Source organism: Thiohalobacter thiocyanaticus (assembly GCF_002356355.1).
Lineage (GTDB): Bacteria > Pseudomonadota > Gammaproteobacteria > Thiohalobacterales > Thiohalobacteraceae > Thiohalobacter > Thiohalobacter thiocyanaticus_A.
Genome location: NZ_AP018052.1, coordinates 2,844,788 through 2,868,377, shown reverse-complemented (window position 1 = coordinate 2,868,377; position 23,590 = coordinate 2,844,788). Strand labels below are relative to the sequence as shown.

34 protein-coding genes are annotated in these 23,590 nt (G+C 62.7%); all 34 read left to right on the top strand.

What is annotated here, in order from left to right; genetic code table 11:
* The first annotated feature begins 49 nt into the window (after nt 1-49).
* The 34 genes from rpoC to CFK21_RS13090 all read left to right on the top strand — a co-directional run bounded on the left by rpoC (nt 50) and on the right by CFK21_RS13090 (nt 23,407).
* The gene (gene rpoC / locus CFK21_RS13255) at nt 50-4,273 is read left to right on the top strand and encodes a DNA-directed RNA polymerase subunit beta' (protein WP_096367107.1); all 4,224 of its coding nucleotides are present in this window, start codon (nt 50-52) and stop codon (nt 4,271-4,273) included.
* Between the two features lie 165 nt (nt 4,274-4,438).
* The gene (gene rpsL, locus CFK21_RS13250) at nt 4,439-4,813 is read left to right on the top strand and encodes a 30S ribosomal protein S12 (RefSeq protein ID WP_096367106.1); all 375 of its coding nucleotides are present in this window, start codon (nt 4,439-4,441) and stop codon (nt 4,811-4,813) included.
* A gap of 27 nt (nt 4,814-4,840) precedes the next feature.
* Nucleotides 4,841-5,308, top strand: coding sequence for a 30S ribosomal protein S7 (rpsG, locus tag CFK21_RS13245; protein ID WP_096367105.1), 468 nt, complete (start codon nt 4,841-4,843; stop codon nt 5,306-5,308).
* A 47-nt stretch (nt 5,309-5,355) separates the two neighbouring features.
* Nucleotides 5,356-7,458 (top strand): elongation factor G, encoded by a 2,103-nt coding sequence (fusA, locus tag CFK21_RS13240; protein WP_096367104.1) that lies wholly within the window; start codon nt 5,356-5,358, stop codon nt 7,456-7,458.
* 39 nt (nt 7,459-7,497) lie between these two features.
* Nucleotides 7,498-8,688: an elongation factor Tu gene (gene tuf, locus CFK21_RS13235; protein WP_096367103.1), complete on the top strand. Its 1,191-nt coding sequence runs from the start codon at nt 7,498-7,500 to the stop codon at nt 8,686-8,688.
* Between the two features lie 60 nt (nt 8,689-8,748).
* The gene (gene rpsJ / locus CFK21_RS13230; RefSeq protein WP_096367102.1) at nt 8,749-9,060 is read left to right on the top strand and encodes a 30S ribosomal protein S10; all 312 of its coding nucleotides are present in this window, start codon (nt 8,749-8,751) and stop codon (nt 9,058-9,060) included.
* Nucleotides 9,061-9,106: 46 nt separating this feature from the next.
* Complete coding sequence (gene rplC / locus CFK21_RS13225; protein ID WP_096367101.1) at nt 9,107-9,745, top strand: 50S ribosomal protein L3; 639 nt, start codon at nt 9,107-9,109, stop codon at nt 9,743-9,745.
* A 10-nt stretch (nt 9,746-9,755) separates the two neighbouring features.
* Complete coding sequence (gene rplD, locus CFK21_RS13220) at nt 9,756-10,358, top strand: 50S ribosomal protein L4 (RefSeq protein WP_096367624.1); 603 nt, start codon at nt 9,756-9,758, stop codon at nt 10,356-10,358.
* Nucleotides 10,355-10,651 (top strand): 50S ribosomal protein L23, encoded by a 297-nt coding sequence (gene rplW, locus CFK21_RS13215; RefSeq protein WP_096367100.1) that lies wholly within the window; start codon nt 10,355-10,357, stop codon nt 10,649-10,651. The genes rplD and rplW overlap by 4 nt, the downstream gene beginning before the upstream one ends.
* A 41-nt stretch (nt 10,652-10,692) precedes the next feature.
* Nucleotides 10,693-11,520: a 50S ribosomal protein L2 gene (rplB, locus tag CFK21_RS13210; protein WP_096367099.1), complete on the top strand. Its 828-nt coding sequence runs from the start codon at nt 10,693-10,695 to the stop codon at nt 11,518-11,520.
* Between the two features lie 18 nt (nt 11,521-11,538).
* Nucleotides 11,539-11,811 carry a 30S ribosomal protein S19 gene (gene rpsS, locus CFK21_RS13205; protein WP_096367098.1) on the top strand — a complete coding sequence of 91 codons (273 nt, stop codon included), beginning with the start codon at nt 11,539-11,541 and terminating at the stop codon, nt 11,809-11,811.
* 13 nt (nt 11,812-11,824) lie between these two features.
* The gene (rplV, locus tag CFK21_RS13200; protein ID WP_096367097.1) at nt 11,825-12,154 is read left to right on the top strand and encodes a 50S ribosomal protein L22; all 330 of its coding nucleotides are present in this window, start codon (nt 11,825-11,827) and stop codon (nt 12,152-12,154) included.
* A 31-nt stretch (nt 12,155-12,185) separates the two neighbouring features.
* Nucleotides 12,186-12,866, top strand: coding sequence for a 30S ribosomal protein S3 (rpsC, locus tag CFK21_RS13195; protein ID WP_096367096.1), 681 nt, complete (start codon nt 12,186-12,188; stop codon nt 12,864-12,866).
* 14 nt (nt 12,867-12,880) lie between these two features.
* Entirely contained in the window at nt 12,881-13,294 is a 414-nt protein-coding gene (gene rplP, locus CFK21_RS13190) for a 50S ribosomal protein L16 (RefSeq protein ID WP_096367095.1), read from the top strand.
* On the top strand, nt 13,294-13,497 hold the full coding sequence (rpmC, locus tag CFK21_RS13185; protein ID WP_096367094.1) for a 50S ribosomal protein L29: 204 nt from the start codon (nt 13,294-13,296) through the stop codon (nt 13,495-13,497). The genes rplP and rpmC overlap by 1 nt, the downstream gene beginning before the upstream one ends.
* The gene (gene rpsQ, locus CFK21_RS13180) at nt 13,494-13,760 is read left to right on the top strand and encodes a 30S ribosomal protein S17 (protein ID WP_096367093.1); all 267 of its coding nucleotides are present in this window, start codon (nt 13,494-13,496) and stop codon (nt 13,758-13,760) included. Before rpmC ends, rpsQ begins: the two co-directional genes overlap by 4 nt.
* A 39-nt stretch (nt 13,761-13,799) precedes the next feature.
* On the top strand, nt 13,800-14,168 hold the full coding sequence (gene rplN, locus CFK21_RS13175) for a 50S ribosomal protein L14 (RefSeq protein WP_096367092.1): 369 nt from the start codon (nt 13,800-13,802) through the stop codon (nt 14,166-14,168).
* An 18-nt stretch (nt 14,169-14,186) separates the two neighbouring features.
* On the top strand, nt 14,187-14,504 hold the full coding sequence (rplX, locus tag CFK21_RS13170) for a 50S ribosomal protein L24 (protein ID WP_096367091.1): 318 nt from the start codon (nt 14,187-14,189) through the stop codon (nt 14,502-14,504).
* 23 nt (nt 14,505-14,527) lie between these two features.
* The gene (gene rplE / locus CFK21_RS13165) at nt 14,528-15,067 is read left to right on the top strand and encodes a 50S ribosomal protein L5 (protein WP_096367090.1); all 540 of its coding nucleotides are present in this window, start codon (nt 14,528-14,530) and stop codon (nt 15,065-15,067) included.
* A gap of 12 nt (nt 15,068-15,079) precedes the next feature.
* A complete protein-coding gene (rpsN, locus tag CFK21_RS13160) occupies nt 15,080-15,385 on the top strand; it encodes a 30S ribosomal protein S14 (protein ID WP_096367089.1) in 306 nt (101 codons plus the stop codon).
* Between the two features lie 26 nt (nt 15,386-15,411).
* A complete protein-coding gene (gene rpsH / locus CFK21_RS13155; protein WP_096367088.1) occupies nt 15,412-15,807 on the top strand; it encodes a 30S ribosomal protein S8 in 396 nt (131 codons plus the stop codon).
* Nucleotides 15,808-15,823: 16 nt separating this feature from the next.
* A complete protein-coding gene (gene rplF / locus CFK21_RS13150) occupies nt 15,824-16,357 on the top strand; it encodes a 50S ribosomal protein L6 (protein WP_096367087.1) in 534 nt (177 codons plus the stop codon).
* 70 nt (nt 16,358-16,427) lie between these two features.
* Nucleotides 16,428-16,781 carry a 50S ribosomal protein L18 gene (gene rplR, locus CFK21_RS13145; RefSeq protein ID WP_172844335.1) on the top strand — a complete coding sequence of 118 codons (354 nt, stop codon included), beginning with the start codon at nt 16,428-16,430 and terminating at the stop codon, nt 16,779-16,781.
* A gap of 9 nt (nt 16,782-16,790) precedes the next feature.
* A complete protein-coding gene (rpsE, locus tag CFK21_RS13140; protein ID WP_096367085.1) occupies nt 16,791-17,297 on the top strand; it encodes a 30S ribosomal protein S5 in 507 nt (168 codons plus the stop codon).
* Nucleotides 17,298-17,300: 3 nt separating this feature from the next.
* Nucleotides 17,301-17,486 carry a 50S ribosomal protein L30 gene (rpmD, locus tag CFK21_RS13135; protein ID WP_096367084.1) on the top strand — a complete coding sequence of 62 codons (186 nt, stop codon included), beginning with the start codon at nt 17,301-17,303 and terminating at the stop codon, nt 17,484-17,486.
* Nucleotide 17,487: 1 nt separating this feature from the next.
* Entirely contained in the window at nt 17,488-17,922 is a 435-nt protein-coding gene (gene rplO / locus CFK21_RS13130; protein ID WP_096367083.1) for a 50S ribosomal protein L15, read from the top strand.
* A 37-nt stretch (nt 17,923-17,959) separates the two neighbouring features.
* Nucleotides 17,960-19,306: a preprotein translocase subunit SecY gene (gene secY / locus CFK21_RS13125; RefSeq protein ID WP_096367082.1), complete on the top strand. Its 1,347-nt coding sequence runs from the start codon at nt 17,960-17,962 to the stop codon at nt 19,304-19,306.
* Nucleotides 19,307-19,354: 48 nt separating this feature from the next.
* Nucleotides 19,355-19,468 (top strand): 50S ribosomal protein L36, encoded by a 114-nt coding sequence (gene rpmJ / locus CFK21_RS13120; protein ID WP_096367081.1) that lies wholly within the window; start codon nt 19,355-19,357, stop codon nt 19,466-19,468.
* A 126-nt stretch (nt 19,469-19,594) separates the two neighbouring features.
* Nucleotides 19,595-19,951, top strand: a complete 357-nt coding sequence (rpsM, locus tag CFK21_RS13115) for a 30S ribosomal protein S13 (protein ID WP_096367080.1) — start codon at nt 19,595-19,597, stop codon at nt 19,949-19,951.
* Between the two features lie 38 nt (nt 19,952-19,989).
* Nucleotides 19,990-20,379: a 30S ribosomal protein S11 gene (gene rpsK / locus CFK21_RS13110; RefSeq protein WP_096367079.1), complete on the top strand. Its 390-nt coding sequence runs from the start codon at nt 19,990-19,992 to the stop codon at nt 20,377-20,379.
* Between the two features lie 13 nt (nt 20,380-20,392).
* Nucleotides 20,393-21,019: a 30S ribosomal protein S4 gene (gene rpsD, locus CFK21_RS13105; protein WP_096367078.1), complete on the top strand. Its 627-nt coding sequence runs from the start codon at nt 20,393-20,395 to the stop codon at nt 21,017-21,019.
* Between the two features lie 22 nt (nt 21,020-21,041).
* Entirely contained in the window at nt 21,042-22,040 is a 999-nt protein-coding gene (locus CFK21_RS13100; protein WP_096367077.1) for a DNA-directed RNA polymerase subunit alpha, read from the top strand.
* Nucleotides 22,041-22,113: 73 nt separating this feature from the next.
* Nucleotides 22,114-22,509 carry a 50S ribosomal protein L17 gene (rplQ, locus tag CFK21_RS13095; RefSeq protein ID WP_096367076.1) on the top strand — a complete coding sequence of 132 codons (396 nt, stop codon included), beginning with the start codon at nt 22,114-22,116 and terminating at the stop codon, nt 22,507-22,509.
* Nucleotides 22,510-22,672: 163 nt separating this feature from the next.
* Nucleotides 22,673-23,407 carry an SAM hydrolase/SAM-dependent halogenase family protein gene (locus tag CFK21_RS13090; RefSeq protein WP_096367623.1) on the top strand — a complete coding sequence of 245 codons (735 nt, stop codon included), beginning with the start codon at nt 22,673-22,675 and terminating at the stop codon, nt 23,405-23,407.
* Nucleotides 23,408-23,590: the final 183 nt, after the last annotated feature.

Sequence of the window (23,590 nt, the reverse complement as noted above, 5' to 3'; positions counted from 1 at the left end):
TATTTGGGAATCGGCAGACGCCGATCCCGGACACGAGGCAAAGCAGACCATGAAAGACTTACTGAATCTGGTGAAACCGCAGGGTCATCTGGACGACTTCGACGCCATCCGCATCGGACTGGCGTCGCCCGACATGATCCGGTCCTGGTCCTACGGTGAGGTCAAAAAGCCCGAGACCATCAACTACCGCACCTTCAAGCCGGAGCGCGACGGCCTGTTCTGCGCCAAGATCTTCGGTCCGGTGAAGGACTACGAGTGCCTGTGCGGCAAGTACAAGCGCCTCAAGCACCGCGGCGTGGTCTGTGAGAAGTGCGGCGTCGAGGTCACCCTGGCCAAGGTGCGCCGCGAACGCATGGGCCATATCGAGCTGGCCAGCCCCGTGGCCCACATCTGGTTCCTCAAGTCGCTGCCTTCGCGTATCGGCCTGCTGCTGGACATGACCCTGCGCGACATCGAGCGGGTGCTGTACTTCGAGGCCTTTGTGGTCATCGATCCCGGCATGACCACGCTGGAGCGGGGGCAGCTGCTCTCTGACGAGGCCTACCTCGACACCATCGAGGAATTCGGCGACGAGTTCGACGCCCGCATGGGCGCCGAGGCGGTGTTCGAGCTGCTGAAATCCATCGACATGCAGGCCGAGGCCAACCGGCTGCGCGAGGAGATCGCCGCCACCAATTCCGAGACCAAGCTCAAGCGTCTGGCCAAGCGCCTCAAGCTGATCGAGTCCTTCCTCGAATCCGGCAACAAGCAGGAATGGATGGTCATGGAGGTGCTGCCGGTGCTGCCGCCGGAACTGCGCCCGCTGGTGCCGCTGGATGGCGGCCGTTTCGCCACCTCGGACCTGAACGACCTTTACCGCCGGGTGATCAACCGCAACAACCGTCTGCGCCGGCTGCTGGAGCTCAACGCCCCCGACATCATCGTGCGCAACGAAAAGCGCATGCTGCAGGAGTCGGTCGACGCCCTGCTGGACAACGGCCGCCGCGGCCGTGCCATCACCGGCACCAACAAGCGCCCGCTGAAGTCCCTGGCCGACATGATCAAGGGCAAGCAGGGCCGCTTCCGCCAGAACCTGCTGGGCAAGCGCGTCGACTACTCCGGCCGTTCGGTCATCGTGGTCGGCCCGACCCTGCGCCTGCACCAGTGCGGGCTGCCCAAGCGCATGGCGCTGGAGTTGTTCAAGCCCTTCATCTTCTCCAAGCTCATCCGCCAGGGCGTGGCCACCACCATCAAGGCGGCCAAGAAGCTGGTCGAGCGCGAGAGCACCGAGGTCTGGGATATCCTCGAAGAGGTCATCCGCGAGCATCCGGTGATGCTCAACCGCGCCCCGACCCTGCACCGCCTGGGTATCCAGGCCTTCGAGCCGGTGCTGATCGAGGGCAAGGCGATCCAGCTGCACCCGCTGGTCTGCGCCGCCTTCAACGCCGACTTCGACGGCGACCAGATGGCGGTGCACGTGCCGCTGTCGCTGGAGGCGCAGCTGGAAGCGCGCACCCTGATGATGTCCACCAACAACATCCTCTCGCCCGCCAACGGCGAGCCCATCATCGTGCCGTCGCAGGACGTGGTGCTGGGCCTGTACTACATGTCGCGCGAGCGCATGGACGCCAAGGGCCGCGGTATGGCCTTCTCGGACCTCAATGAACTGCGTCGCGCCTATGACAACGGCGTGGTGGACCTGCATGCCCGGGTCCAGGTCCGTATCGAGGACAGCATGATCAATGACGCCGGCGAGATCGTCACCGAGATGAAGCGCGTCGACACCATCGTCGGCCGCGCCCTGATCTACGAGATCGTGCCGCGCAGCCTGCCCTTCGAACTGGTCGATCAGAACATGACCAAGAAGGTCATCTCCCGGCTCATCAATTCCTGTTATCGCCGGGTGGGGCTGAAGGAGACGGTCATCTTCGCCGACCAGCTGATGTACCTGGGCTTCCGCTACGCCACCCGTTCCGGTGTCTCCTTCGGCGCCGACGACATGGTCATCCCGGAAGAGAAATACGACATCCTGGGCCGTGCCGAGGAAGAGGTGAAGGAGATCGAGGCCCAGTACACCTCGGGTCTGGTCACCAACGGCGAGCGCTACAACAAGGTAGTCGATATCTGGTCGCGCACCAACGATCAGGTCGCCAAGGCCATGATGGCCAAGCTCGGCAGTGAGACGGTGATCGATCCCGAAGGCAATGCCGTCACTCAGGATTCGTTCAATTCCGTGTACATGATGGCCGATTCCGGCGCCCGAGGCAGTGCCGCCCAGATCCGCCAGCTGGCCGGCATGCGCGGCCTGATGGCCAAGCCGGACGGCTCCATCATCGAGACGCCGATCACGGCGAACTTCCGTGAGGGTCTGAACGTCATTCAGTACTTCATCTCCACCCACGGCGCACGCAAGGGTCTGGCCGATACCGCGCTGAAGACCGCCAACTCCGGTTACCTGACCCGGCGTCTGGTCGACGTCTCCCAGGACCTGGTGGTGGTCGAAGAGGACTGCGGTACCGAGAACGGTCTGCTCATGACCCCGATCGTCGAGGGCGGCGATGTGGTCGAGTCGCTGGGCGAGCGCGTGCTGGGCCGGGTGGTGGCCGAGGATACCTACCTGCCGGGCAAGGACGAACTGGCCATCGCCGCCGGTACCCTGATCGACGAGGGCTGGGTCGAGAAGCTGGAACTGATGGGCGTGGACCAGGTCAAGGTGCGTTCCGCCATTACCTGCGAGTCCCGCTACGGCGTCTGCTCCCAGTGCTACGGGCGCGACCTGGCCCGCGGGCATCGGGTGAACAGCGGCGAGGCGGTCGGCGTGATCGCCGCCCAGTCCATCGGCGAGCCGGGTACCCAGCTGACCATGCGTACCTTCCATATCGGCGGCGCGGCCAGCCGTTCGGCGACCGTGAACAACGTCGATGTGAAGGCCGCCGGCACCATCCGGCTGCACAACATCAAGACGGTCGCCAACAAGGAGGGCAACCTGGTGGCGGTGTCCCGCTCCGGCGAGATCGGCGTGGTCGACGCCAACGGCCGCGAGCGCGAGCGCTACAAGCTGCCCTACGGCGCGGTGCTGTCGGTCAATGACGGCGATGCCGTCGAGGCCGGCCAGATCGTGGCCAACTGGGACCCGCATACTCACCCGATCGTCACTGAGGGGGGCGGCCGGGTGCGGTTCTCGGATTTCATCGAGGGCGTCACGGTCAACCGCGAAACCGATGAGATCACCGGCCTGTCCAGTCTGATCGTCTCCGATCCCAAGCAGCGCGGCTCGGCGGGCAAGGACCTGCGGCCGATGGTCAAGCTGGTCGACGAGAAGGGCGACGAGCTCAAGATCGCCGGCACCGACATACCGGCCCACTACTTCCTGCCCGCCGGCGCCATCGTCGGGCTGGAGGACGGCGCCCCGGTGGAGATCGGTGACGTGGTGGCGCGCATCCCGCAGGAGTCCTCCAAGACCCGTGACATCACCGGCGGTCTGCCGCGCGTGGCGGACCTGTTCGAGGCCCGCAAACCCAAGGAGCCGGCCATTCTGGCCGAGATCTCCGGCACCGCCACCTTCGGCAAGGAGACCAAGGGCAAGCAGCGCCTGGTCATCACCCCGGCCGACGGCGATGCGCACGAGGAACTGATTCCCAAGTGGCGCCACGTCACCGTGTTCGAGGGCGAACACGTGGAGAAGGGCGAGACCATCGTCGACGGCGAGCCCAATCCGCATGACATCCTGCGCCTGCTGGGCGTGACCGAGATGGCCAATTATGTGGTCAAGGAGATCCAGGACGTCTACCGGCTGCAGGGCGTGAAGATCAACGACAAGCACATCGAGGTGATCATCCGCCAGATGATGCGCAAGGTGGAGATCCTGGAGCCCGGCGATACCCGCTTCCTCAGGGGCGAACAGGTCGAGAAGGCGATACTGCTGGAGGAGAACGAGAAGGCCGAGGCCGAGGGCAAGGTCCCGGCCAGCTACAACATTCTCCTGCTGGGTATCACCAAGGCCTCGCTGGCGACCGAATCCTTCATCTCGGCGGCCTCCTTCCAGGAGACCACCCGGGTGCTGACCGAGGCCGCCACCCGCGGCGGGCGCGACGAACTGCGCGGACTGAAGGAGAATGTCATCGTGGGTCGCCTGATCCCGGCGGGAACCGGGCTGGCGCATCACGACGAGCGCCGCCGTCTGCGTCATGCCGACCTCGCCGGAGAGGCCGCCGCGGCCGCCTTCGCCGAGCCCGCCGAGGTGGAGTCCGCCGTCGAGTCTTCCGCCGAGTCGCCTGACGAGTCGGATTCCTGACCCTCCCGCCCCGTCCCTGAAACAGGCACCACAAGTGCTTGACAGGGTGGGGGTGGCTCTCTAAAATTGCGCGTCTTTCCCGACAGGCCGGGCAACCATGCCGGCCTGTCGTTTATTTTCCGACCGCATCCATGTTGGCAGCAAGACGGATTAAAGTGAGTTTTTATGCCCACGATCAACCAGTTAGTACGCAAATCGCGTAGCCGCAGAGCGCGGCAGAGTAACGTGCCTGCGCTCGAGGCTTCACCGCAGAAGCGAGGCGTGTGCACCCGTGTCTACACCACCACGCCGAAGAAACCGAACTCGGCATTGCGCAAGGTCGCGCGGGTGCGTTTGACCAACGGTTATGAAGTCAACACCTACATCGGTGGTGAGGGCCACAATCTGCAGGAGCACTCAGTGGTGCTGATCCGTGGTGGTCGTGTGAAGGACCTGCCCGGCGTGCGCTACCACACCGTGCGCGGCAGCCTGGACACCTCCGGGGTGCAGGCGCGCCGCAAGGGGCGCTCGAAGTATGGCGCCAAGCGGCCCAAGTCCTAACGCAGTCCGGTTGCACAGGAAAACGACATGTCCAGAAGAAAGTCAGCAGAACGCCGCCAGATCCTGCCGGACCCCAAGTTCGGCAGTGAGAAGCTGGCCAAGTTTATGAATATGCTCATGATGAGCGGCAAGAAATCGGTCGCAGAGCGCATCGTCTACGGCGCCCTGGACCATATCGGTCAGAAGAGCGGCGACCCGATGGAGGTCATGGACCAGGCCCTGGAGAACGTCAGCCCGATGGTCGAGGTCAAGTCCCGCCGCGTCGGCGGTGCCACCTACCAGGTGCCGATCGAGGTGCGACCGGTCCGCCGCCAGACCCTGGCCATGCGCTGGGTGATCGATGCCGCCAGCAAGCGCAGCGAGAAGACCATGGCGCAACGTCTTGCCGGCGAGATCATGGATGCCTCTGAGAGCCGTGGCGCCGCGGTGAAGAAGCGCGAGGATACGCACCGCATGGCCGAGGCCAACAAGGCCTTCGCGCACTACCGCTGGTAAGCGCGCAGACATTTTTAAGCAACATTATTTAGATAGGAACTCAGTCCGTGGCACGCAAAACCCCAATCGAACGTTATCGCAATGTCGGCATCATGGCGCACATTGATGCCGGCAAGACGACGACTACAGAGCGCGTCCTGTTCTACACCGGCGTGTCGCACAAGATCGGCGAGACGCACGACGGTGCGGCCACCATGGACTGGATGGAGCAGGAGCAGGAGCGCGGCATCACCATCACCTCCGCGGCCACCACCTGCTTCTGGAGCGGCATGGACCAGCAGTTCCCGGAACACCGCATCAATATCATCGACACCCCCGGCCACGTGGACTTCACCATCGAGGTGGAGCGTTCTCTGCGCGTACTCGACGGCGCCTGCGCCGTGTTCTGCGCCGTGGGCGGCGTCGAACCCCAGTCCGAGACGGTCTGGCGCCAGGCCAACAAGTATCACGTCCCGCGCATGGGCTTCGTCAACAAGATGGACCGTGCCGGCGCGAATTTCCTGCGCGTGGTCGAGCAGGTCAAGACCCGGCTGGGCGCCTTCCCGGTCCCGGTGCAGCTGCCGATCGGCGCCGAGGACAATTTCCAGGGCGTGGTGGACCTGATCCGGATGCAGGCCATCTACTGGAACGAGGCCGACATGGGGATGACCTACGAGGCCAGGGATATCCCCGCGGATATGCTCGAGCAGTGCCAGGAGTGGCGCGAGCACATGCTGGAAGCCGCTGCCGAGGCCACCGAAGAACTGATGGACAAGTATCTCAACGAGGGTGATCTGTCCCACGAGGAGATCATCAAGGGCCTGCGCATGCGCACCCTGACGGTCGAGATCATTCCGATGATGTGCGGCTCCGCCTTCAAGAACAAGGGCGTGCAGGCCATGCTGGACGCCATGATCAATTTCATGCCCTCGCCGGTCGACGTGCTGGCCATCAAGGGTGTGCTGGACGACGAGAGCGAGACCGAGGTGCTGCGTAAGTCCTCCGATGACGAGCCCTTCGCCGCGCTGGCCTTCAAGATCGCCACCGATCCCTATGTCGGTTCGCTGACCTTCTTCCGGGTCTACTCCGGCGTGCTGAGTTCCGGCGACACCGTCTACAACTCGGTCAAGGGCAAGAAGGAGCGCGTCGGCCGTATCCTGCAGATGCACTCCAACTCGCGCGAGGAGATCAAGGAGGTGCGCGCCGGCGACATCGCCGCCGCCGTGGGCCTGAAGGACGTCACTACCGGTGACACCCTGTGCGACATGAGCAAGCCCGTCATCCTGGAGCGCATGGAATTCCCCGAGCCGGTCATCTCCGTCGCGGTGGAACCCAAGACCAAGGCCGACCAGGAGAAGATGGGCATCGCCCTGCAGAAGCTGGCTCAGGAGGATCCCTCCTTCCGTGTACATACGGACGAGGAATCCGGGCAGACCATCATCTCCGGCATGGGCGAGCTGCACCTGGACATCATCGTCGACCGCATGAAGCGCGAGTTCAAGGTCGAGGCCAACGTGGGCGCGCCCCAGGTGGCCTATCGCGAGACCATTCGCAAGGCGGTCGAGAAGGTCGAAGGCAAGTTCGTGCGTCAGTCCGGCGGCCGCGGCCAGTACGGCCATGTCGTGCTCAAGCTGGAGCCGCAGGAGCCGGGGGCGGGGTACGAGTTTGTCAACGCCATCGTCGGCGGTGTCGTGCCCAAGGATTACATCCCGGCCGTGGACAAGGGCATCCAGGAGCAGATGGAGAACGGTGTACTGGGCGGGTTCCCGATGGTCGACGTGAAGATCACCCTGTTCGACGGTTCCTACCATGACGTCGATTCCTCCGAGATGGCTTTCAAGATCGCCGGCTCCATGGGCTTCAAGGAAGGCGCGCTGAAGGCCAGTCCGGTGCTGCTCGAACCCATTATGAGTGTCGAGGTCGTTACTCCGGAAGAGTACATGGGCGACGTGGTGGGTGACCTGAACCGCCGTCGCGGCATGATCAAGGAAATGGAGGACGGCCCCTCCGGCAAGCAGGTGCGGGCCGAGGTTCCGCTGTCGGAGATGTTCGGCTATGCCACTGATCTGCGCAGCGCCACTCAGGGCCGCGCCAGCTACAGCATGCAATTCGAAAAATACGCCGAAGCGCCCACCAACGTCGCCGACGCGATCATCAAGAAAGCATCGTAATTCTCTAGAGACCAACAGAACTGTAACGAGGTAGCAGTCGTGTCCAAGGAAAAATTTGAGCGAACGAAGCCGCACGTGAACGTGGGAACGATAGGTCACGTGGACCATGGTAAGACGACGCTGACGGCGGCGCTGACGAAGGTGGGTGCCGAGAAGATGGGCGGCGAGTTCCGGGCCTACGATCAGATTGATAATGCGCCGGAAGAGCGTGCGCGCGGGATCACGATTGCCACTGCTCACGTGGAGTACGAGACGGATGCGCGCCACTATGCGCACGTGGACTGTCCTGGTCACGCCGACTATGTGAAGAACATGATCACGGGTGCGGCGCAGATGGACGGTGCGATCCTGGTGTGCAGTGCGGCGGACGGTCCGATGCCGCAGACGCGCGAGCACATCCTGCTGGCGCGTCAGGTGGGTGTGCCCTCGATCGTGGTGTACATGAACAAGGCCGACCAGGTGGATGATCCGGAGCTGCTGGAGCTGGTGGAGATGGAGATCCGCGATCTGCTGTCTTCCTATGATTTCCCCGGCGACGACACCCCGATCATTACCGGTTCGGCGCTCAAGGCGCTGGAAGGCGACACCTCGGAGATCGGCGTGCCGTCGATCGAGAAGCTGCTGGAGGCGCTGGACAGCTACATTCCGGTGCCGGAGCGTCCGGTGGACCAGCCGTTCCTGATGCCGATCGAGGACGTGTTCTCGATTTCGGGTCGCGGCACGGTGGTGACCGGTCGTATCGAGCGCGGCATCGTCAAGGTGGGCGACGAGGTGGAGATCGTGGGTATTCGCGACACCACCAAGACCACGGTGACGGGTGTGGAGATGTTCCGCAAGCTGCTGGACTCGGGCGAGGCGGGCGACAACGTGGGCGTGCTGCTGCGCGGGACCAAGCGTGACGATGTGGAGCGCGGACAGGTGCTGTGCGTGCCGGGTTCGATCACGCCGCACACCAAGTTCGAGTGCGAGGTGTATGTGCTGAGCAAGGACGAGGGTGGTCGTCACACGCCGTTCTTCAACGGTTATCGTCCGCAGTTCTACTTCCGCACGACGGACGTGACGGGTGCATGCGATCTGCCGGAAGGCGTGGAGATGGTGATGCCGGGCGACAACGTGAAGATGACGGTGTCGCTGATTGCGCCGATCGCGATGGAAGAGGGTCTGCGCTTCGCCATCCGCGAAGGCGGCCGTACCGTGGGCGCCGGCGTGGTCTCCAAGATCATCGAGTAATTCCGGAAGTTCGGGAACAGGGCCCGGCCCTGTTCCCATACTGAAACTATAGGGTTAAACATGACCAACCAGCGAATTCGTATCCGCCTCAAGGCCTTCGATCATCGTCTGATCGATCAGTCGGCGCGGGAGATCGTGGAGACGGCCAAGCGTACCGGCGCTCAGGTGCGCGGTCCGATTCCGTTGCCCACGAAAAAGGAAAGCTTCACCGTGCTGATCTCGCCGCATGTCAACAAGGACGCGCGGGACCAGTATGAGATCCGTACCCACAAGCGGCTGATGGACATCGTCGATCCGACCGACAAGACGGTCGATGCGCTGATGAAGCTGGATCTTGCCGCTGGCGTGGACGTGCAGATTAAGTTGAATTGATGCAGCCGGCGTTGTGCCGGCATGCCAGAGTATTAGGGTTAGAGCAATGGCGATCGGAGTTGTAGGCCGCAAGATCGGAATGACCCGCGTCTTCACCGAAGACGGGGCGGCGGTTCCGGTGACCGTAATCGAGGTCGAACCGAACCGGGTGACCCAGCTGAAGTCGCAGGAGACCGACGGCTATCGTGCGCTGCAGGTAACCACCGGCAGCCGGCGCGCCTCGCGCGTCACCAAGCCGCTGGCCGGGCACTACGCCAGGGCCGGGGTCGAGGCAGGCCGCGGGCTATGGGAGTTCCGCCTGTACGGCGAGGAAGGCGAGGGCATCGAGGTCGGCGCCGAGATCAAGGTCGATATCTTCGAGAACGGCCAGAAGGTCGACGTCAGCGGCACCAGCATCGGCAAGGGCTTCCAGGGCGGTGTGAAGCGTCACAACTTCCGTACCCAGGACGCCACCCACGGCAACTCGCTGTCGCATCGCGCTCCGGGTTCCATCGGTCAGAACCAGACTCCCGGCCGTGTGTTCAAGGGCAAGAAGATGGCCGGCCACATGGGCAGCGTGCGCCGCACCACCCAGAGCCTGGAAGTGGTGCGGGTGGATGCCGAGCGCAACCTGCTGCTGATCAAGGGTTCGGTGCCCGGCGCCAAGGGCGGCGATGTGATCGTGCGCCCGGCAGTCAAGGCTTGAGGAGGCAATGATGGATATTCAGGTTCAGGGTGGTGCATCTGTCAGTGTCTCGGACAAGGCCTTCGGCCGGGATTTCAACGAGGCGCTGATCCACCAGGTCGTGACCGCCTTCATGGCCGGCGGCCGTGCCGGCACCAAGGCGCAGAAGAGCCGCTCCGACGTGCGCGGCGGCGGTTCCAAGCCCTGGCGACAGAAGGGGACAGGCCGGGCGCGTTCTGGTACAATTCGCAGCCCGCTGTGGGCGGGTGGCGGCAAGACCTTTGCCGCTCGTCCGCGCGATTATTCCCAGAAGGTGAACAAGAAGATGTACCGCGGGGCCATGGCCTCGATCCTGTCCGAACTGCTGCGTCAGGATCGACTGGTGATCGTGGACGACTTCTCGCTTGCTGCGCCCAGGACCAGGGACCTGGTGGGCAAGCTCAAGGACATGGATCTGCGGGATGTGCTGATCGTCAATGACGATGCCGACGAGAATCTGTATCTCGCCGCGCGCAACCTCTACAACGTCGGGGTGTGCGATTCAGAGACCGCCGATCCGGTCAGCCTGATCGGGTTCGAAAAGGTGTTGATGACGGTCGACACCCTGAAGAAGTTTGAGGAGAGACTGGCATGAGTCAGGAACGCCTGATGAAGGTTCTGCTGGCGCCGCTGGTGTCGGAGAAGACCGCGCGGCTGGCTGATACGAGCCGTCAGTACGCATTCAAGGTGCTGCCCGATGCCAGCAAGCCGGAAATCCGCCAGGCCGTGGAAAAGCTGTTCGAGGTCAAGGTGACCAACGTGCAGGTGGCCAGGGTCAAGGGCAAGGTCAAGCGCTTCGGTCAGACGCTGGGTAAGCGCTCCGACTGGAAGAAGGCCTACGTCACCCTGGCGGAAGGCCAGGATATCGATTTCATGGGAGCGGAATAATCCGCGCCTGAGGACAGAAGTTAAGAGCGCAAGGTTCAGTCATGGCTATTGTCAAAACCAAGCCCACTTCCCCGGGCCGCCGCTTTGTGGTCAAGCTCTCGACGGGCGACCTGTACAAGGGCGAGCCCTACGGGCCGCTGGTCGAGAAGAAGACCCGGAACGGCGGGCGCAACAACCTGGGTCGGATCACCACCCGGCATCGCGGCGGCGGGCACAAGCAGCGCTATCGTGTCATCGATTTCAAGCGCAACAAGGACGGCATTGTCGGCCGGGTCGAGCGCATTGAATACGATCCGAACCGCAGCGCCAATATCGCGCTGGTGCTGTATGCCGACGGCGAGCGCCGCTACATCCTGGCGCCCAAGGGTCTGGAAGTCGGCATGCCGGTGCAGTCCGGCAGTCATGCCCCGATCAAGCCGGGCAGTGCCATGCCGCTGCGCAACGTCCCGGTGGGCACCCTGGTGCACAACATCGAGATGAAGCCCGGCAAGGGCGGTCAGCTGGCGCGCAGCGCCGGCGCCGGTGTGCAGCTGGTGGCCCGCGAAGGCCAGTACGCCACCCTGCGCCTGCGCTCGGGCGAGATGCGCAAGGTTCACGCCGACTGCCGCGCCACCATCGGCGAGGTCGGCAATGCCGAGCACAGCCTGCGTTCGCTGGGCAAGGCCGGTGCCAAGCGCTGGCGCGGCGTGCGCCCGACGGTGCGCGGCGTGGCCATGAACCCGGTGGATCATCCGCATGGCGGCGGTGAGGGTCGTACCTCGGGCGGTCGTCATCCGGTCACTCCCTGGGGTGTTCCGACCAAGGGCTACAAGACGCGCAAGAACAAGCGCACCGATCATATGATCGTGCGCCGTCGCAAGAGCAGATAAGTTTAAGGGGATCTAAACGTGCCACGTTCAGTTCGTAAAGGGCCGTTTGTCGACGAGCACCTGAGCAAGAAGGTCGACGCCGCCGTTGCGGCCAACAGCCGCAAGCCGATCAAGACCTGGTCGCGCCGCTCCATGATCCTGCCGGACATGGTGGGGCTCACCATCGCCGTGCACAACGGGCGTCAGCACGTGCCCGTGCTGATCAACGAGAACATGATCGGCCATAAGCTCGGTGAGTTTGCCGCCACGCGTACCTTCAAGGGTCACGCGGCCGACAAGAAGTCCAGGTAAGGGAGTGAGTCAGATGCAGGTCAGTGCCAAATTGCGTTTTGCGCGAATCTCGCCCCAGAAGTGCCGTCTGGTGGCCGATCAGGTGCGCGGCATGCCGGTCGAGCGGGCGCTGCAGACCCTGATGTTCAGTCAGAAGAAGGCGGCTGGCATCGTGCGCAAGGTGCTGGAGTCCGCCATCGCCAACGCCGAGCACAATGAAGGCGCCGATATCGACGAGCTGAAGATCTCGACCATCATGGTCAACGAGGGTCCGACGCTGAAGCGCTTCCGTGCGCGCGCCAAGGGCCGCGCCAACCGTATTTTAAAGCAGACCAGCCACATCACCGTGACGGTCGCCGATTAACGCTGCGGATACAGCATAAAGAGAGTTCGGAATGGGTCAAAAAGTCAATCCAAACGGTATTCGCCTGGGGATAGTCAAGGACTGGACCTCCAAGTGGTATGCGGATTCCCGGCAGTTCGCCGAGTATCTGAACAACGACATCAAGGTGCGTGACTACCTCAAGCAGCGCCTGTCGCATGCCTCTGTGAGCCGGATCAAGATCGAACGCCCGGCCAAGAATGCCATGATCACGATCTACACCGCGCGTCCGGGTATCGTGATCGGCAAGAAGGGCGAGGATATCGAGGCCCTGCGCAAGGACGTCTCCCGCCTGATGGGCATCCCGGTGCACATCAACATCGAGGAGATCCGCAAGCCCGAACTCGATGCGCAGCTGGTGGCCGAGAGCGTGGCCCAGCAGCTCGAGCGCCGCATCATGTTCCGTCGCGCCATGAAGCGCGCCGTGGGCAACTCGATGCGTCTGGGTGCCCAGGGTATCCGCATCAACGTGGCCGGCCGACTCAACGGCGCCGAGATCGCGCGTACCGAATGGTACCGTGAGGGCCGGGTCCCGCTGCACACGCTGCGTGCCGATATCGACTATGGCTTCGCCGAGGCCCGTACCACTTACGGAATCATCGGCGTGAAGGTCTGGATATTCAAGGGCGAGGTGTTCGGCAAGGGCGAACAAAGCGCTGAAACCGATGCCGGCAAGAAGGCCGCGGCAGGCTAACGGAGTTCTGGATCATGCTGCAACCGAAACGCACCAAATTTCGCAAACAACAGAAGGGCCGTAACCGCGGGCTGTCCACTTCGGGCAACCGTGTCAGCTTCGGTGAGTATGCGATCAAGGCAACCACCCGTGGCCAGGTGACTGCGCGCCAGATCGAGGCCGCGCGCCGCGCCATCACCCGTCATGTCAAGCGTGGCGGCAAGCTGTGGATCCGCGTGTTCCCGGACGTGCCTGTGACCAAGAAGCCCATCGAGGTCCGCATGGGCAAGGGCAAGGGCAACGTCGAGTACTGGGTCGCCAAGATCCAGCCCGGCCGTGTGCTGTACGAAATCGAGGGTGTCTCCGAGGAGATGGCGCGGGAAGCCTTCCGTCTCGCCGCGGCCAAGCTTCCGGTCGGTATCACCTTTGTCAACCGGACGGTGATGTGATGAAAGCGAACGACATGCGAAACAAATCCACTGCCGAGCTGCGCGAGGAACTGACGGGCCTGCTGCGCGAGCAGTTCAATCTGCGTATGCAGAATGCCACGGGCCAGTTGTCGCGCCCGCACCAGTTCAAGCGTGTGCGCAAGGATATTGCACGTATCAAGACCGTGCTGAATGAAATGGCGAAGTCGGGTGATGCAGCATGAGTGAAGAACAGAAAGTCGAGCGCACCCTGACCGGGCGCGTGATCAGCAACAGGATGGACAAGACCGCGACCGTGATGATCGAGCGTCGTGTGCGTCACCCCCTGTACGGCAAGTATATCCGCCGGTCCACCAAATACCATGTGCACGACGAGAACAACGAGTGCCAGGAAGGGGATCTGGTTACGATCCAGGAGTGCCGCCCGCTGTCGAAGACCAAGACCTTTCGTCTGGTGTCCGTGGTCGAGCGTGCCGAGGCGGTCTGAAGACAGTCGCCGAGTTCATACAGTTTTTAGGAAGCCGTCATGATTCAGATGCAAACCATGCTGAATGTCGCCGACAACAGCGGCGCCCGCGAAGTCCAGTGCATCAAGGTGCTGGGCGGTTCGCATCGCCGCTATGCCGGGATCGGCGACGTGATCAAGGTCAGCGTGAAGGAAGCCATCCCGCGCGGCAAGGTCAAGAAAGGCGAGGTCTACAACGCCGTCGTCGTGCGCAGCCGTAAGGGTGTGCGCCGCCCCGATGGTTCCCTGATCCGCTTCGATACCAATGCGGCGGTACTCCTGAACAACAAGCTGGAGCCCATCGGTACCCGTATCTTCGGCCCTGTCACCCGCGAGCTGCGCGGCGACAAGTTCATGAAGATCGTGTCACTGGCTCCGGAAGTGCTCTAACACAGGCAGGGTTTCGACATGCGTAAGATCAAGAAAGGTGACGAAGTCGTCGTCACCGCTGGCAAGGACAAGGGCAAGCGCGGCAGCGTGCTGCGGGTGCTGGATGATGATCGGTTGATTGTTGAAAACGTCAACGTCGTCAAGAAGCACCAGAAGCCGAACCCGGGCGCCGGCGTGGCCGGGGGCATCATGCAGAAGGAGGCGCCGATTCAGGTGTCCAACGTGATGCTGTTCAACCCTCAGACCAGCAAGGGCGAGCGGGTTGGTTTCAAGACGCTGGAGGACGGCCGCAAGGTGCGCGTGTTCAAATCCACCGGTGAAGTGGTAGACGCTTAATTCATTACAGGTTGGTTGCAGCGATGGCAAGGTTACAGGATCACTATCGGGACACCGTGATCAAGCAGCTCCAGGAGCAGTTTGGTTACGCCAACGTCATGGAAGTCCCCAAGATTACCAAGATCACGCTCAATATGGGTGTGGGCGAGGCCGTGGCAGATCGAAAGGTCATGGAAAACGCCGTCGGCGATATGGAGAAGATCGCCGGGCAGAAGGCTATCGTGACCAAGGCGCGCAAGTCCGTTGCCGGCTTCAAGGTCCGCGAGGGCTGGCCCATCGGCTGCAAGGTGACGCTGCGCCGTGAGCGCATGTATGAATTCCTGGATCGGCTGATCAATATCGCCATTCCGCGCGTGCGTGACTTCCGCGGCGTGAGTGGCAAGTCCTTCGATGGCCGTGGCAACTACAGCATGGGCGTGAAGGAACAGATCATCTTCCCGGAAATCGATTACGACAAGGTTGATGCACTGCGTGGGATGGATATCACCATTACCACCACCGCCAAGACGGACGAGGAAGCCAAGGCCCTGCTGTCGGCCTTCAGCTTCCCCTTCCGCAATTAAGGAATAGGTACTATGGCCAAGAAATCCATGATTGCCCGCGAAGCCAAGCGCCTGAAGACGGTGAAGAAGTATGCCGCCAAGCGGGCCGAACTGAAGGCGGTTATCAAGAACCCGGAGACCAGCGTCGAAGAGCGCATGGACGCCGTGAACAAGCTGAACAAGCTGCCGCGCGATGCCAGTCCGGCCCGGATGCAGCGCCGTTGCCAGCTGACCGGTCGTCCGCATGCCGTGTACCGCAAGTTCGGCCTGTGCCGCAACAAGCTGCGTGAGCACGCCATGAAAGGCGAGGTTCCGGGCCTGGTCAAGGCCAGTTGGTAAGAATTGAGTCGCGAGGATAATTGCACATGAGTATGTCGGATCCCCTGGCGGACATGCTGACCCGCATCCGCAACGCCCAGACCGCCGAGATGGCGGAGGTGGTCATGCCTGCGTCCAAGCAGAAGGCGGCCATCGCCAAGGTGTTGAAGGACGAGGGCTATATCGGCGACTACAGCGTCGAGGACGAGGGCAAGAAGCCGCAGCTGCGTATCGGCCTGAAGTATTATCAGGGCCGGCCCGTGATCATGCACATCAAGCGTGTCAGTCGTCCGGGTCTGAGAATCTATAAGGGCAAGGATGAACTGCCCCAGGTCAACGGTGGTCTCGGTGTTGCCATCATATCCACCTCGCGTGGCGTGATGAGTGACCGCGAGGCGCGCGCCAGCGGCCAGGGCGGCGAAGTCCTCTGCACCGTCAGCTAAGTTAAGGCGCGCAGTTATGTCACGTATCGCAAATTATCCGATCCAGCTTCCGGCGGGCGTCGAGTTCGAGATGACCGGCCAGGCCGTGAAGATCAAGGGCCCCAAGGGCGAGATGCATTACAACGTCCACGAGGATGTGGAAGTCTCGCGCGACGAGAATGTGCTGAGCTTCAAGCCGCGCAAGGAATCCAAGCAGGCCTGGGCCCAGGCCGGGACCACGCGTGCCAACATCAACAACATGCTGGTCGGCGTGAAGGACGGTTTCGAGCGCAAGCTGGAACTGGTCGGCGTCGGTTATCGCGCCCAGGCGCAGGGCAAGGTCCTGAACCTCACCCTGGGCTTCTCGCACCCGATCAACTACGAGGTGCCCGAGGGGATCACCATCGAGACCCCGAGTCAGACCGAGGTTGTGGTCAAGGGCGTGGACAAGCAGGCCGTGGGTCAGGTCGCGGCAGAGATTCGCGGCTTCCGTCCGCCCGAGCCCTATAAGGGCAAGGGCGTGAAGTACGCGGACGAGACGATCGTCCGCAAGGAAGCCAAGAAGAAATAAGTTGTAACGACACAGGCAAGGCGGCGGTCGGAATCGTCGCTGGTGCAGAGAGGTTATCGAAATGGCAACACTGGACAAGAAGGCAGCGCGGCTGCGTCGTGCACGGCGTGCGCGCGCCAAGATACGCGAACTGGGCGATTACCGCCTGAGCGTTTACCGTACTCCGCGCCACATCTACGCACAGGTCTTTGCCCCCGACGGCGACAAGGTCGTCGCCGCCGCATCGACCCTGGACAAGGCCCTGCGTGCCGAGTTGGCCAAGACCGGCAATGCCACCGCGGCCACCGCCGTCGGCAAGGCCATCGCGGAGAAGGCCAGGGCAGCGGGCGTGACCCGGGTTGCTTTCGACCGTTCCGGTTACAAATATCACGGCCGAGTCAAGGCGCTGGCGGATGCCGCGCGGGAAGCCGGTCTCGAGTTTTAAGGGTGAATCATGGCGAGTGTAGACGCACAAGTACAGGGCGACGGGCTGCAGGAAAAGCTGATTGCGGTCAACCGCGTGGCCAAGGTGGTCAAGGGCGGCCGGATCTTCGGCTTCTCCGCATTGACCGTGGTCGGTGACGGCAACGGCAAGGTCGGCTTCGGCACCGGCAAGGCGCGCGAGGTTCCGGTGGCCATCCAGAAGGCCATGGAGAACGCCCGCAAGAACATGAAGTCCTATGCGCTCAACGAGGGCACCCTGTTCTATGCCGCCAAGGGCCGGCATGGCGCGGCCAAGGTGTACATGCAGCCGGCTTCCGACGGTACCGGTATCATCGCCGGCGGCGCCATGCGCGCCGTGCTGGAGGTGGTGGGCGTGCGCAACGTCCTGTCCAAGTGTGTCGGCAGCCGCAACCCGATCAATGTCGTGCGCGCGACGCTCAATGCCCTGGACAACATCAGTTCGCCGGACGAGATCGCAGCCAAGCGCGGCAAGAAACTCGAAGAGATCCGGGGGTAAGTCATGGCGGAGAAAAAGCTCAAAGTCACCCTGGTGCGCAGCGTCGCGGGTCGACTCAAGAAACACAAGGCCTGTGTGGCAGGTCTCGGCCTGCGCCGCATCCGGCATAGTGTCGAAGTGCTGGACACGCCGGAGAACCGCGGGATGATCAACAAGGTCTCGTACCTGCTGCAAGTCGAGGAAGCCTGACATGCGACTGAATACCATCAAGCCCGGCGCGGGCAGCAAGCCCTCTCCAAAGCGTGTCGGTCGCGGCATCGGTTCGGGTCTGGGCAAGACCTGCGGCCGTGGCCACAAGGGTCAGAAGTCCCGCTCCGGCGGCTACAACAAGGTCGGTTTCGAAGGCGGCCAGATGCCGCTGCAGCGCCGCCTGCCCAAGGTCGGTTTCAAGTCCCGCGTCGGCCGGACCCGTGCCGAGGTGCGCCTGGACGAACTGGCCAAAATCGATGCCGACGTCATCGACCTGGCCGTGCTCAAGGCAGCCAGCGTGGTTGGCCAGCAGATCGACAAGGCCAAGGTCATCCTGTCGGGTGAACTGAACAAGGCCGTGACGCTGAAGGGCGTGGCCGTGACCAAGGGGGCCCGTGCCGCCATCGAGGCTGCCGGCGGGAAGGTCGAAGACTAGTGCTGCCGGTCACGAATATTCGTAGCCGGAGGCACTGATGGCCGCACCGGGCGCTACATTAGCGGGATCGCTGGGAGATATCGGCAAACTCCGGGAGCTGCGCCAGCGCATCTTCTTCGTGCTCGGCGCGCTGATCGTCTATCGGCTGGGCGCCCATATCCCGGTGCCCGGCATCGATCCGGTCATCCTGAAGCAGCTGGCCGATCAGCAGAGCGGCACCATCCTGGACATGTTCAACATGTTCTCAGGCGGTGCCCTGATGCGCTTTACCATCTTCGCGCTCGGGATCATGCCCTACATCTCGGCATCGATCATCATCCAGCTGCTGAGCTACACGGTGCCGGCGCTGGAGAAGATCAAGAAGGAAGGTGAGGCCGGACGGCGCAGGATCACCCAGTACACGCGCTATGCGACCCTGGGGCTGGCGACGGTACAGGCCATCGGCATATCGGTCGGTCTGATGAACAGCCAGGAAGGGCTGGTCATCAATCCCGGGCCGGCCTTCGTGATGACCGCGGTGATTACCCTGGTCACGGGGACCATGTTCCTGATGTGGCTGGGTGAGCAGATCACCGAGCGCGGCATCGGCAACGGAATATCGATCATCATCTTCGCCGGTATCGTGGCCGGCCTGCCGGCGGCCATCGGCGGTACGCTGGAACTGGCCCGCACCGGTGAGATGAACGTGCTGACGATCCTGTTCCTGTTCGTCATGGCGCTGGCGGTCACCGCCTTTGTCGTGTTCGTGGAACGGGGCCAGCGTCGGATCACGGTGAACTATGCGCGTCGTCAGCAGGGCCGCAAGGTCTATGCGGCGCAGAGCACGCATCTGCCGCTGAAGCTGAACATGGCCGGTGTCATACCGCCCATCTTCGCCTCCAGCATCATCCTGTTCCCGGCCACGCTGGGCAGCTGGTTCGGACAGAGCGAAGGCATGCGCTGGCTGTCGGATATCGCCGCGACCCTGTCACCGGGGCAGCCGCTGTACGTCATGCTGTATGCGCTGGCGATCATTTTCTTCTGCTTCTTCTATACCGCGCTGGTGTTCAATGCGCGGGAGACGGCAGACAACCTGAAGAAGTCGGGCGCCTTCATTCCGGGCATCCGGCCGGGCGAGCAGACCGCGCGTTACATCGATAATGTCATGACTCGGTTGACGCTGGTGGGCGCGGGCTATATCACGCTGGTGTGTCTGTTGCCCGAGTTCCTGATCCTGTACTGGAACGTGCCTTTCTATTTCGGCGGCACGTCCCTGCTGATCATCGTGATCGTGGTGATGGACTTCATGGCGCAGGTCCAGGCGCACCTGATGTCGCACCAGTACGAGGGGCTGATGAAGAAGGCCAACCTCAAGGGGCACGGTCGCAGCGGACTGCTGCGCTAGTTTGGATATTCGGCGAACCGTATCGCCATCATTTGATTGGGTGATGTCATGAAAGTCAGAGCATCTGTGAAAAAGATCTGTCGTAACTGCAAGATCATCCGCCGCAACGGTGTGGTGCGCGTGATCTGCTCCGACGCCCGGCACAAGCAGCGCCAGGGCTGAGCCGGGACGGCGACCGGTACTGGAGCCGGGCGCAGACGCGTCCGGCGATTGATTTTTTGTTCATTGCAAGATAGTCTTACGCGTTTCCCGTGACCGGGGCGTAAGTACGTGTAGCAGGAGAGGCTGATGGCCCGTATTGCAGGCATAAACATTCCCGTGCAGAAACATGCGGTTATAGCGCTGACCTCGATCTATGGCGTGGGCCGGACGCGGGCCAGGCAGATCTGCGACGCCGCGGGCGTCGCCCACGACCGCAAGATCCGGGATCTGGACGACGGCGAGATCGAGGCCCTGCGCGCCGAGGTCGGAAAGTTCGCTGTCGAGGGTGATCTCCGCCGTGAAATTTCTATGAATATCAAACGTTTGATGGATCTTGGCTGCTATCGCGGCCTGCGCCATCGGCGCGGGTTGCCGCTGCGGGGTCAGCGCACCCGGACCAATGCCCGTACCCGCAAGGGTCCGCGCCGTCCGATTCGTCGTTAATATCAGTTAGTTACTGAATTCCAGGGTTAAATACAGCTATGGCTAAACCGGCAGCACGCCCCCGTAAGAAGGTGAAGAAGAATGTGGTCGACGGCGTCGCCCACATCCAGGCTTCGTTCAACAACACCATCGTGACCATCTCAGACCGCCAGGGCAACGCCCTGTGCTGGGCCACGGCCGGGGGTTCCGGCTTCCGCGGCTCGCGCAAGAGCACACCCTTCGCCGCCCAGGTGGCGGCCGAGCGTGCCGGCAAGGTGGCCCTGGAATACGGGATGAAGAATCTGGATGTCATGGTCAAGGGCCCGGGCCCGGGACGTGATTCCGCTGTGCGTGCCCTGCACGGGGTGGGATTCAAGATCACCAACATTCAGGACGTGACGCCGATTCCGCACAACGGCTGCCGTCCGCCCAAGAAACGTCGCGTCTGAGCGGGGAGTCGACATGGCCAAGTACGTAGGATCCAAATGCCGCCAGTGCCGCCGCGAGGGCACCAAGCTGTTCCTCAAGGGCGAGAAGTGCTACACCAGCAAGTGCCCGGTGGAGAACCGTCCGTTCCCGCCCGGCCAGCATGGCCAGCGCCGCACCCGCCTGTCGGATTATGCACTGCAGCTGCGCGAGAAGCAGAAGCTGCGTCGTATCTACGGTGTTCTGGAAAAGCAGTTCCGCAGCTATTACAAGGAAGCCGCCCGCCGCAAGGGCTCGACCGGTGACAACCTGTTGCAGCTGCTGGAATCGCGGCTCGACAACATCGTCTACCGTATGGGCTTTGCCGCCTCACGCAGCGAAGCGCGTCAGCTGGTGCGCCACAACGGCATCACCGTCAATGGCAGGAAGATGAACATCCCTTCCGCCCAGATCAGCCCCAATGACATCATCGGGCTGTCGGAGAAGGCGCGCGGACAGTCCCGGGTGCAGGCCGCAATCGAGCTGGCGCAGCAGCGTGGATTTGCCGACTGGATCGATGTCGATCCCAAGAAGATGGAAGGCGTGTTCAAGGCCGCACCGGAACGTGGCGAACTGCCGTCGGATATCCAGGAACAGCTGGTCGTCGAGCTGTACTCCAAGTAATCCATAGGAGAGAGGAAATTCCATGCAGGGCAGTGTTACTGAATTCCTGAAACCCCGCATCGTTGACATCCAGCAGGTCAACGATCTTCGCGCCAAGGTCACGATCGAGCCGCTCGAGCGTGGTTTTGGACATACACTGGGTAACGCCCTGCGTCGTATCCTGTTGTCCTCCATGCCGGGTGCTGCTGTCACCCAGGTCGAGATCGACGGCGTGCTGCATGAGTACTCCACCATGGAGGGCGTGCAGGAAGACGTGATCGATATCATGTTGAACCTGAAGAACCTGGCCATCCGTCTGCACAATCGCGACGAGGCCAGCCTGAGCCTGAAGAAGAAGGGTCCGGGCCCGGTGACGGCCGGCGACATCACGCTTGATCACGATGTCGAGATCGTCAACCCGGATTATGTCATCGCCCACCTGACCCAGTCCGGTGAGCTGAACATGATGCTCAAGGTCAGCAAGGGCCGCGGCTACGTGCCCGCCAATGCCCGCATCGGTGTGGACGAGGATCGTCCGATCGGCAATCTGCAGCTGGATGCCAGCTTCAGTCCGGTCAACAAGGTCAGCTATACCGTCGACAGCGCCCGCGTGGAGCAGCGCACCGACCTGGACAAGCTGATCATCGACATCGAGACCAACGGCACCATCGATCCGGAAGAGGCCATCCGCCGCGCCGCGACCATCCTCCAGGATCAGCTGTCGGTGTTCGTGGACCTGCAGGGCAAGGAAGAGGAGCAGAAGGAGTCGGTTGCCCCCGATATCGATCCGATCCTGCTGCGTCCGGTTGACGATCTGGAACTGACCGTGCGTTCGGCCAACTGCCTGAAGGCCGAGAGCATCTACTACATCGGCGATCTGATCCAGAAGACCGAGGTGGAACTGCTCAAGGCACCGAACCTGGGCAAGAAGTCACTCACCGAGATCAAGGATGTGCTGGCTTCCCACGGCCTGTCCCTGGGCATGCGCCTGGACAACTGGCCGCCGCCGGGGCTGCGGGACAAGGATCGCGCGACCGCCTGACGCGGTGCCGATTGTATTATTGACCGGGCGCGGACTGCCGCGCCCGTATTTTCGGGATCTGAGGTAACGACCAATGCGACATCGCAAGAGTGGACGCCAGTTAAACCGCAACAGTTCGCATCGCAAGGCCATGTTCCGCAACATGGCGGCGTCGCTGCTGCGCCATGAAGTCATCACCACCACCCTGCCCAAGGCCAAGGAACTGCGCCGGGTGGCCGAGCCGCTGATCACCATGGCCAAGAACGATTCGGTGCACCAGCGCCGGCTGGCCTTCTCCCGCCTGCGTGACCGCGAGGTGGTGACCAAGCTGTTCGACGAACTGGGCCCGCGTTACCAGGCCCGTCCCGGCGGTTACCTGCGCATCCTCAAGATGGGCTACCGGGCCGGCGACTCCGCGCCCATGGCGCTGGTCGAGTTGGTCGATCGTCCCGAGACCGCTGCCGAGGAAGGCACCGAGGCTGCCGAATAGCCTTGCCGTCTGCGTGCACAGAAAAGCCGGGCCTGCCCCGGCTTTTTTTGCGTCTGAAGGAAATGCATGAGCAACGAGACGGGATGCAGGCAAAGCATCGTCTCCCCGCATGCACTCCATGCAGACTTGTCTCCTGTATCCTGCCTCTTGTATCTTGACCCTGGTGATCATCCTCTTCACCGACTTCGGCCTGGAAGACCCCTACATCGGTCAGATGCAGGCCGTGCTCCATCGCGACGCACCCGGCGTCCCGCAGGTCAACCTGTTCGCCAAGGCGCCGAACTTCGACCCCCATGCCGGTGCCTATCTGCTGGCGGCCTACGCTGATGAATTCCCCGTCGACACAGTGTTTCTGGCCGTGGTGGATCCCGGCGTGGGCGGCGACCGCCGGCCCTGTGTGGTCCGGGCTGACGGACGCTGGTTCATCGGGCCGGACAATGGTCTGTTCAACGTGGTCGCCATGCGGGCGCAGGCCCTGGAATGGTGGGATATCGACTGGCACCCGGCGCGGCTGTCGGCCAGCTTTCACGGTCGTGACCTGTTCGCGCCGGTGGCGGCCCGGATCGCCACCGGGGCAGCGGTGCCCGGGGTGGCGGTTGCTCCCGAGGCGCGTATCCAGCCGGGATGGCCGCCGGAACTGGCGCAGGTGATCTATATCGATCATTACGGCAACGCCATGACCGGTATCCGTGCGGCCAGTCTGGAAGGGGATGTGGAACTGGAGGTGGGGGTCCACCGCCTGCGCCGGGCCGAGACCTTCAGTGCCGTCGCGGCGGGTGAGGCCTTCTGGTACGAGAACGCCAACGGCCTGGTCGAGATCGCGGTCAACCAGGGCCATGCCGCGACCCGGCTCGGCCTGAGCCTGGGCGAGCGGGTGCACTTCAGCGGGCGGCTGTAGCAAACGTAAGTGGCAGTAACGCAGAGGACGCAAAGCCGCAGAGGCGCAAAGTCGAATATCTTGTCGGGATTATGTAAATCTCAGGCAGGCCTTCCCGTCATCCCGGCGCAGGCCGGAATCCATAACCACGACGGTATCTGGATTCCGCCCTACCTGGGAATGGTCCCACCAAACGAAACAATC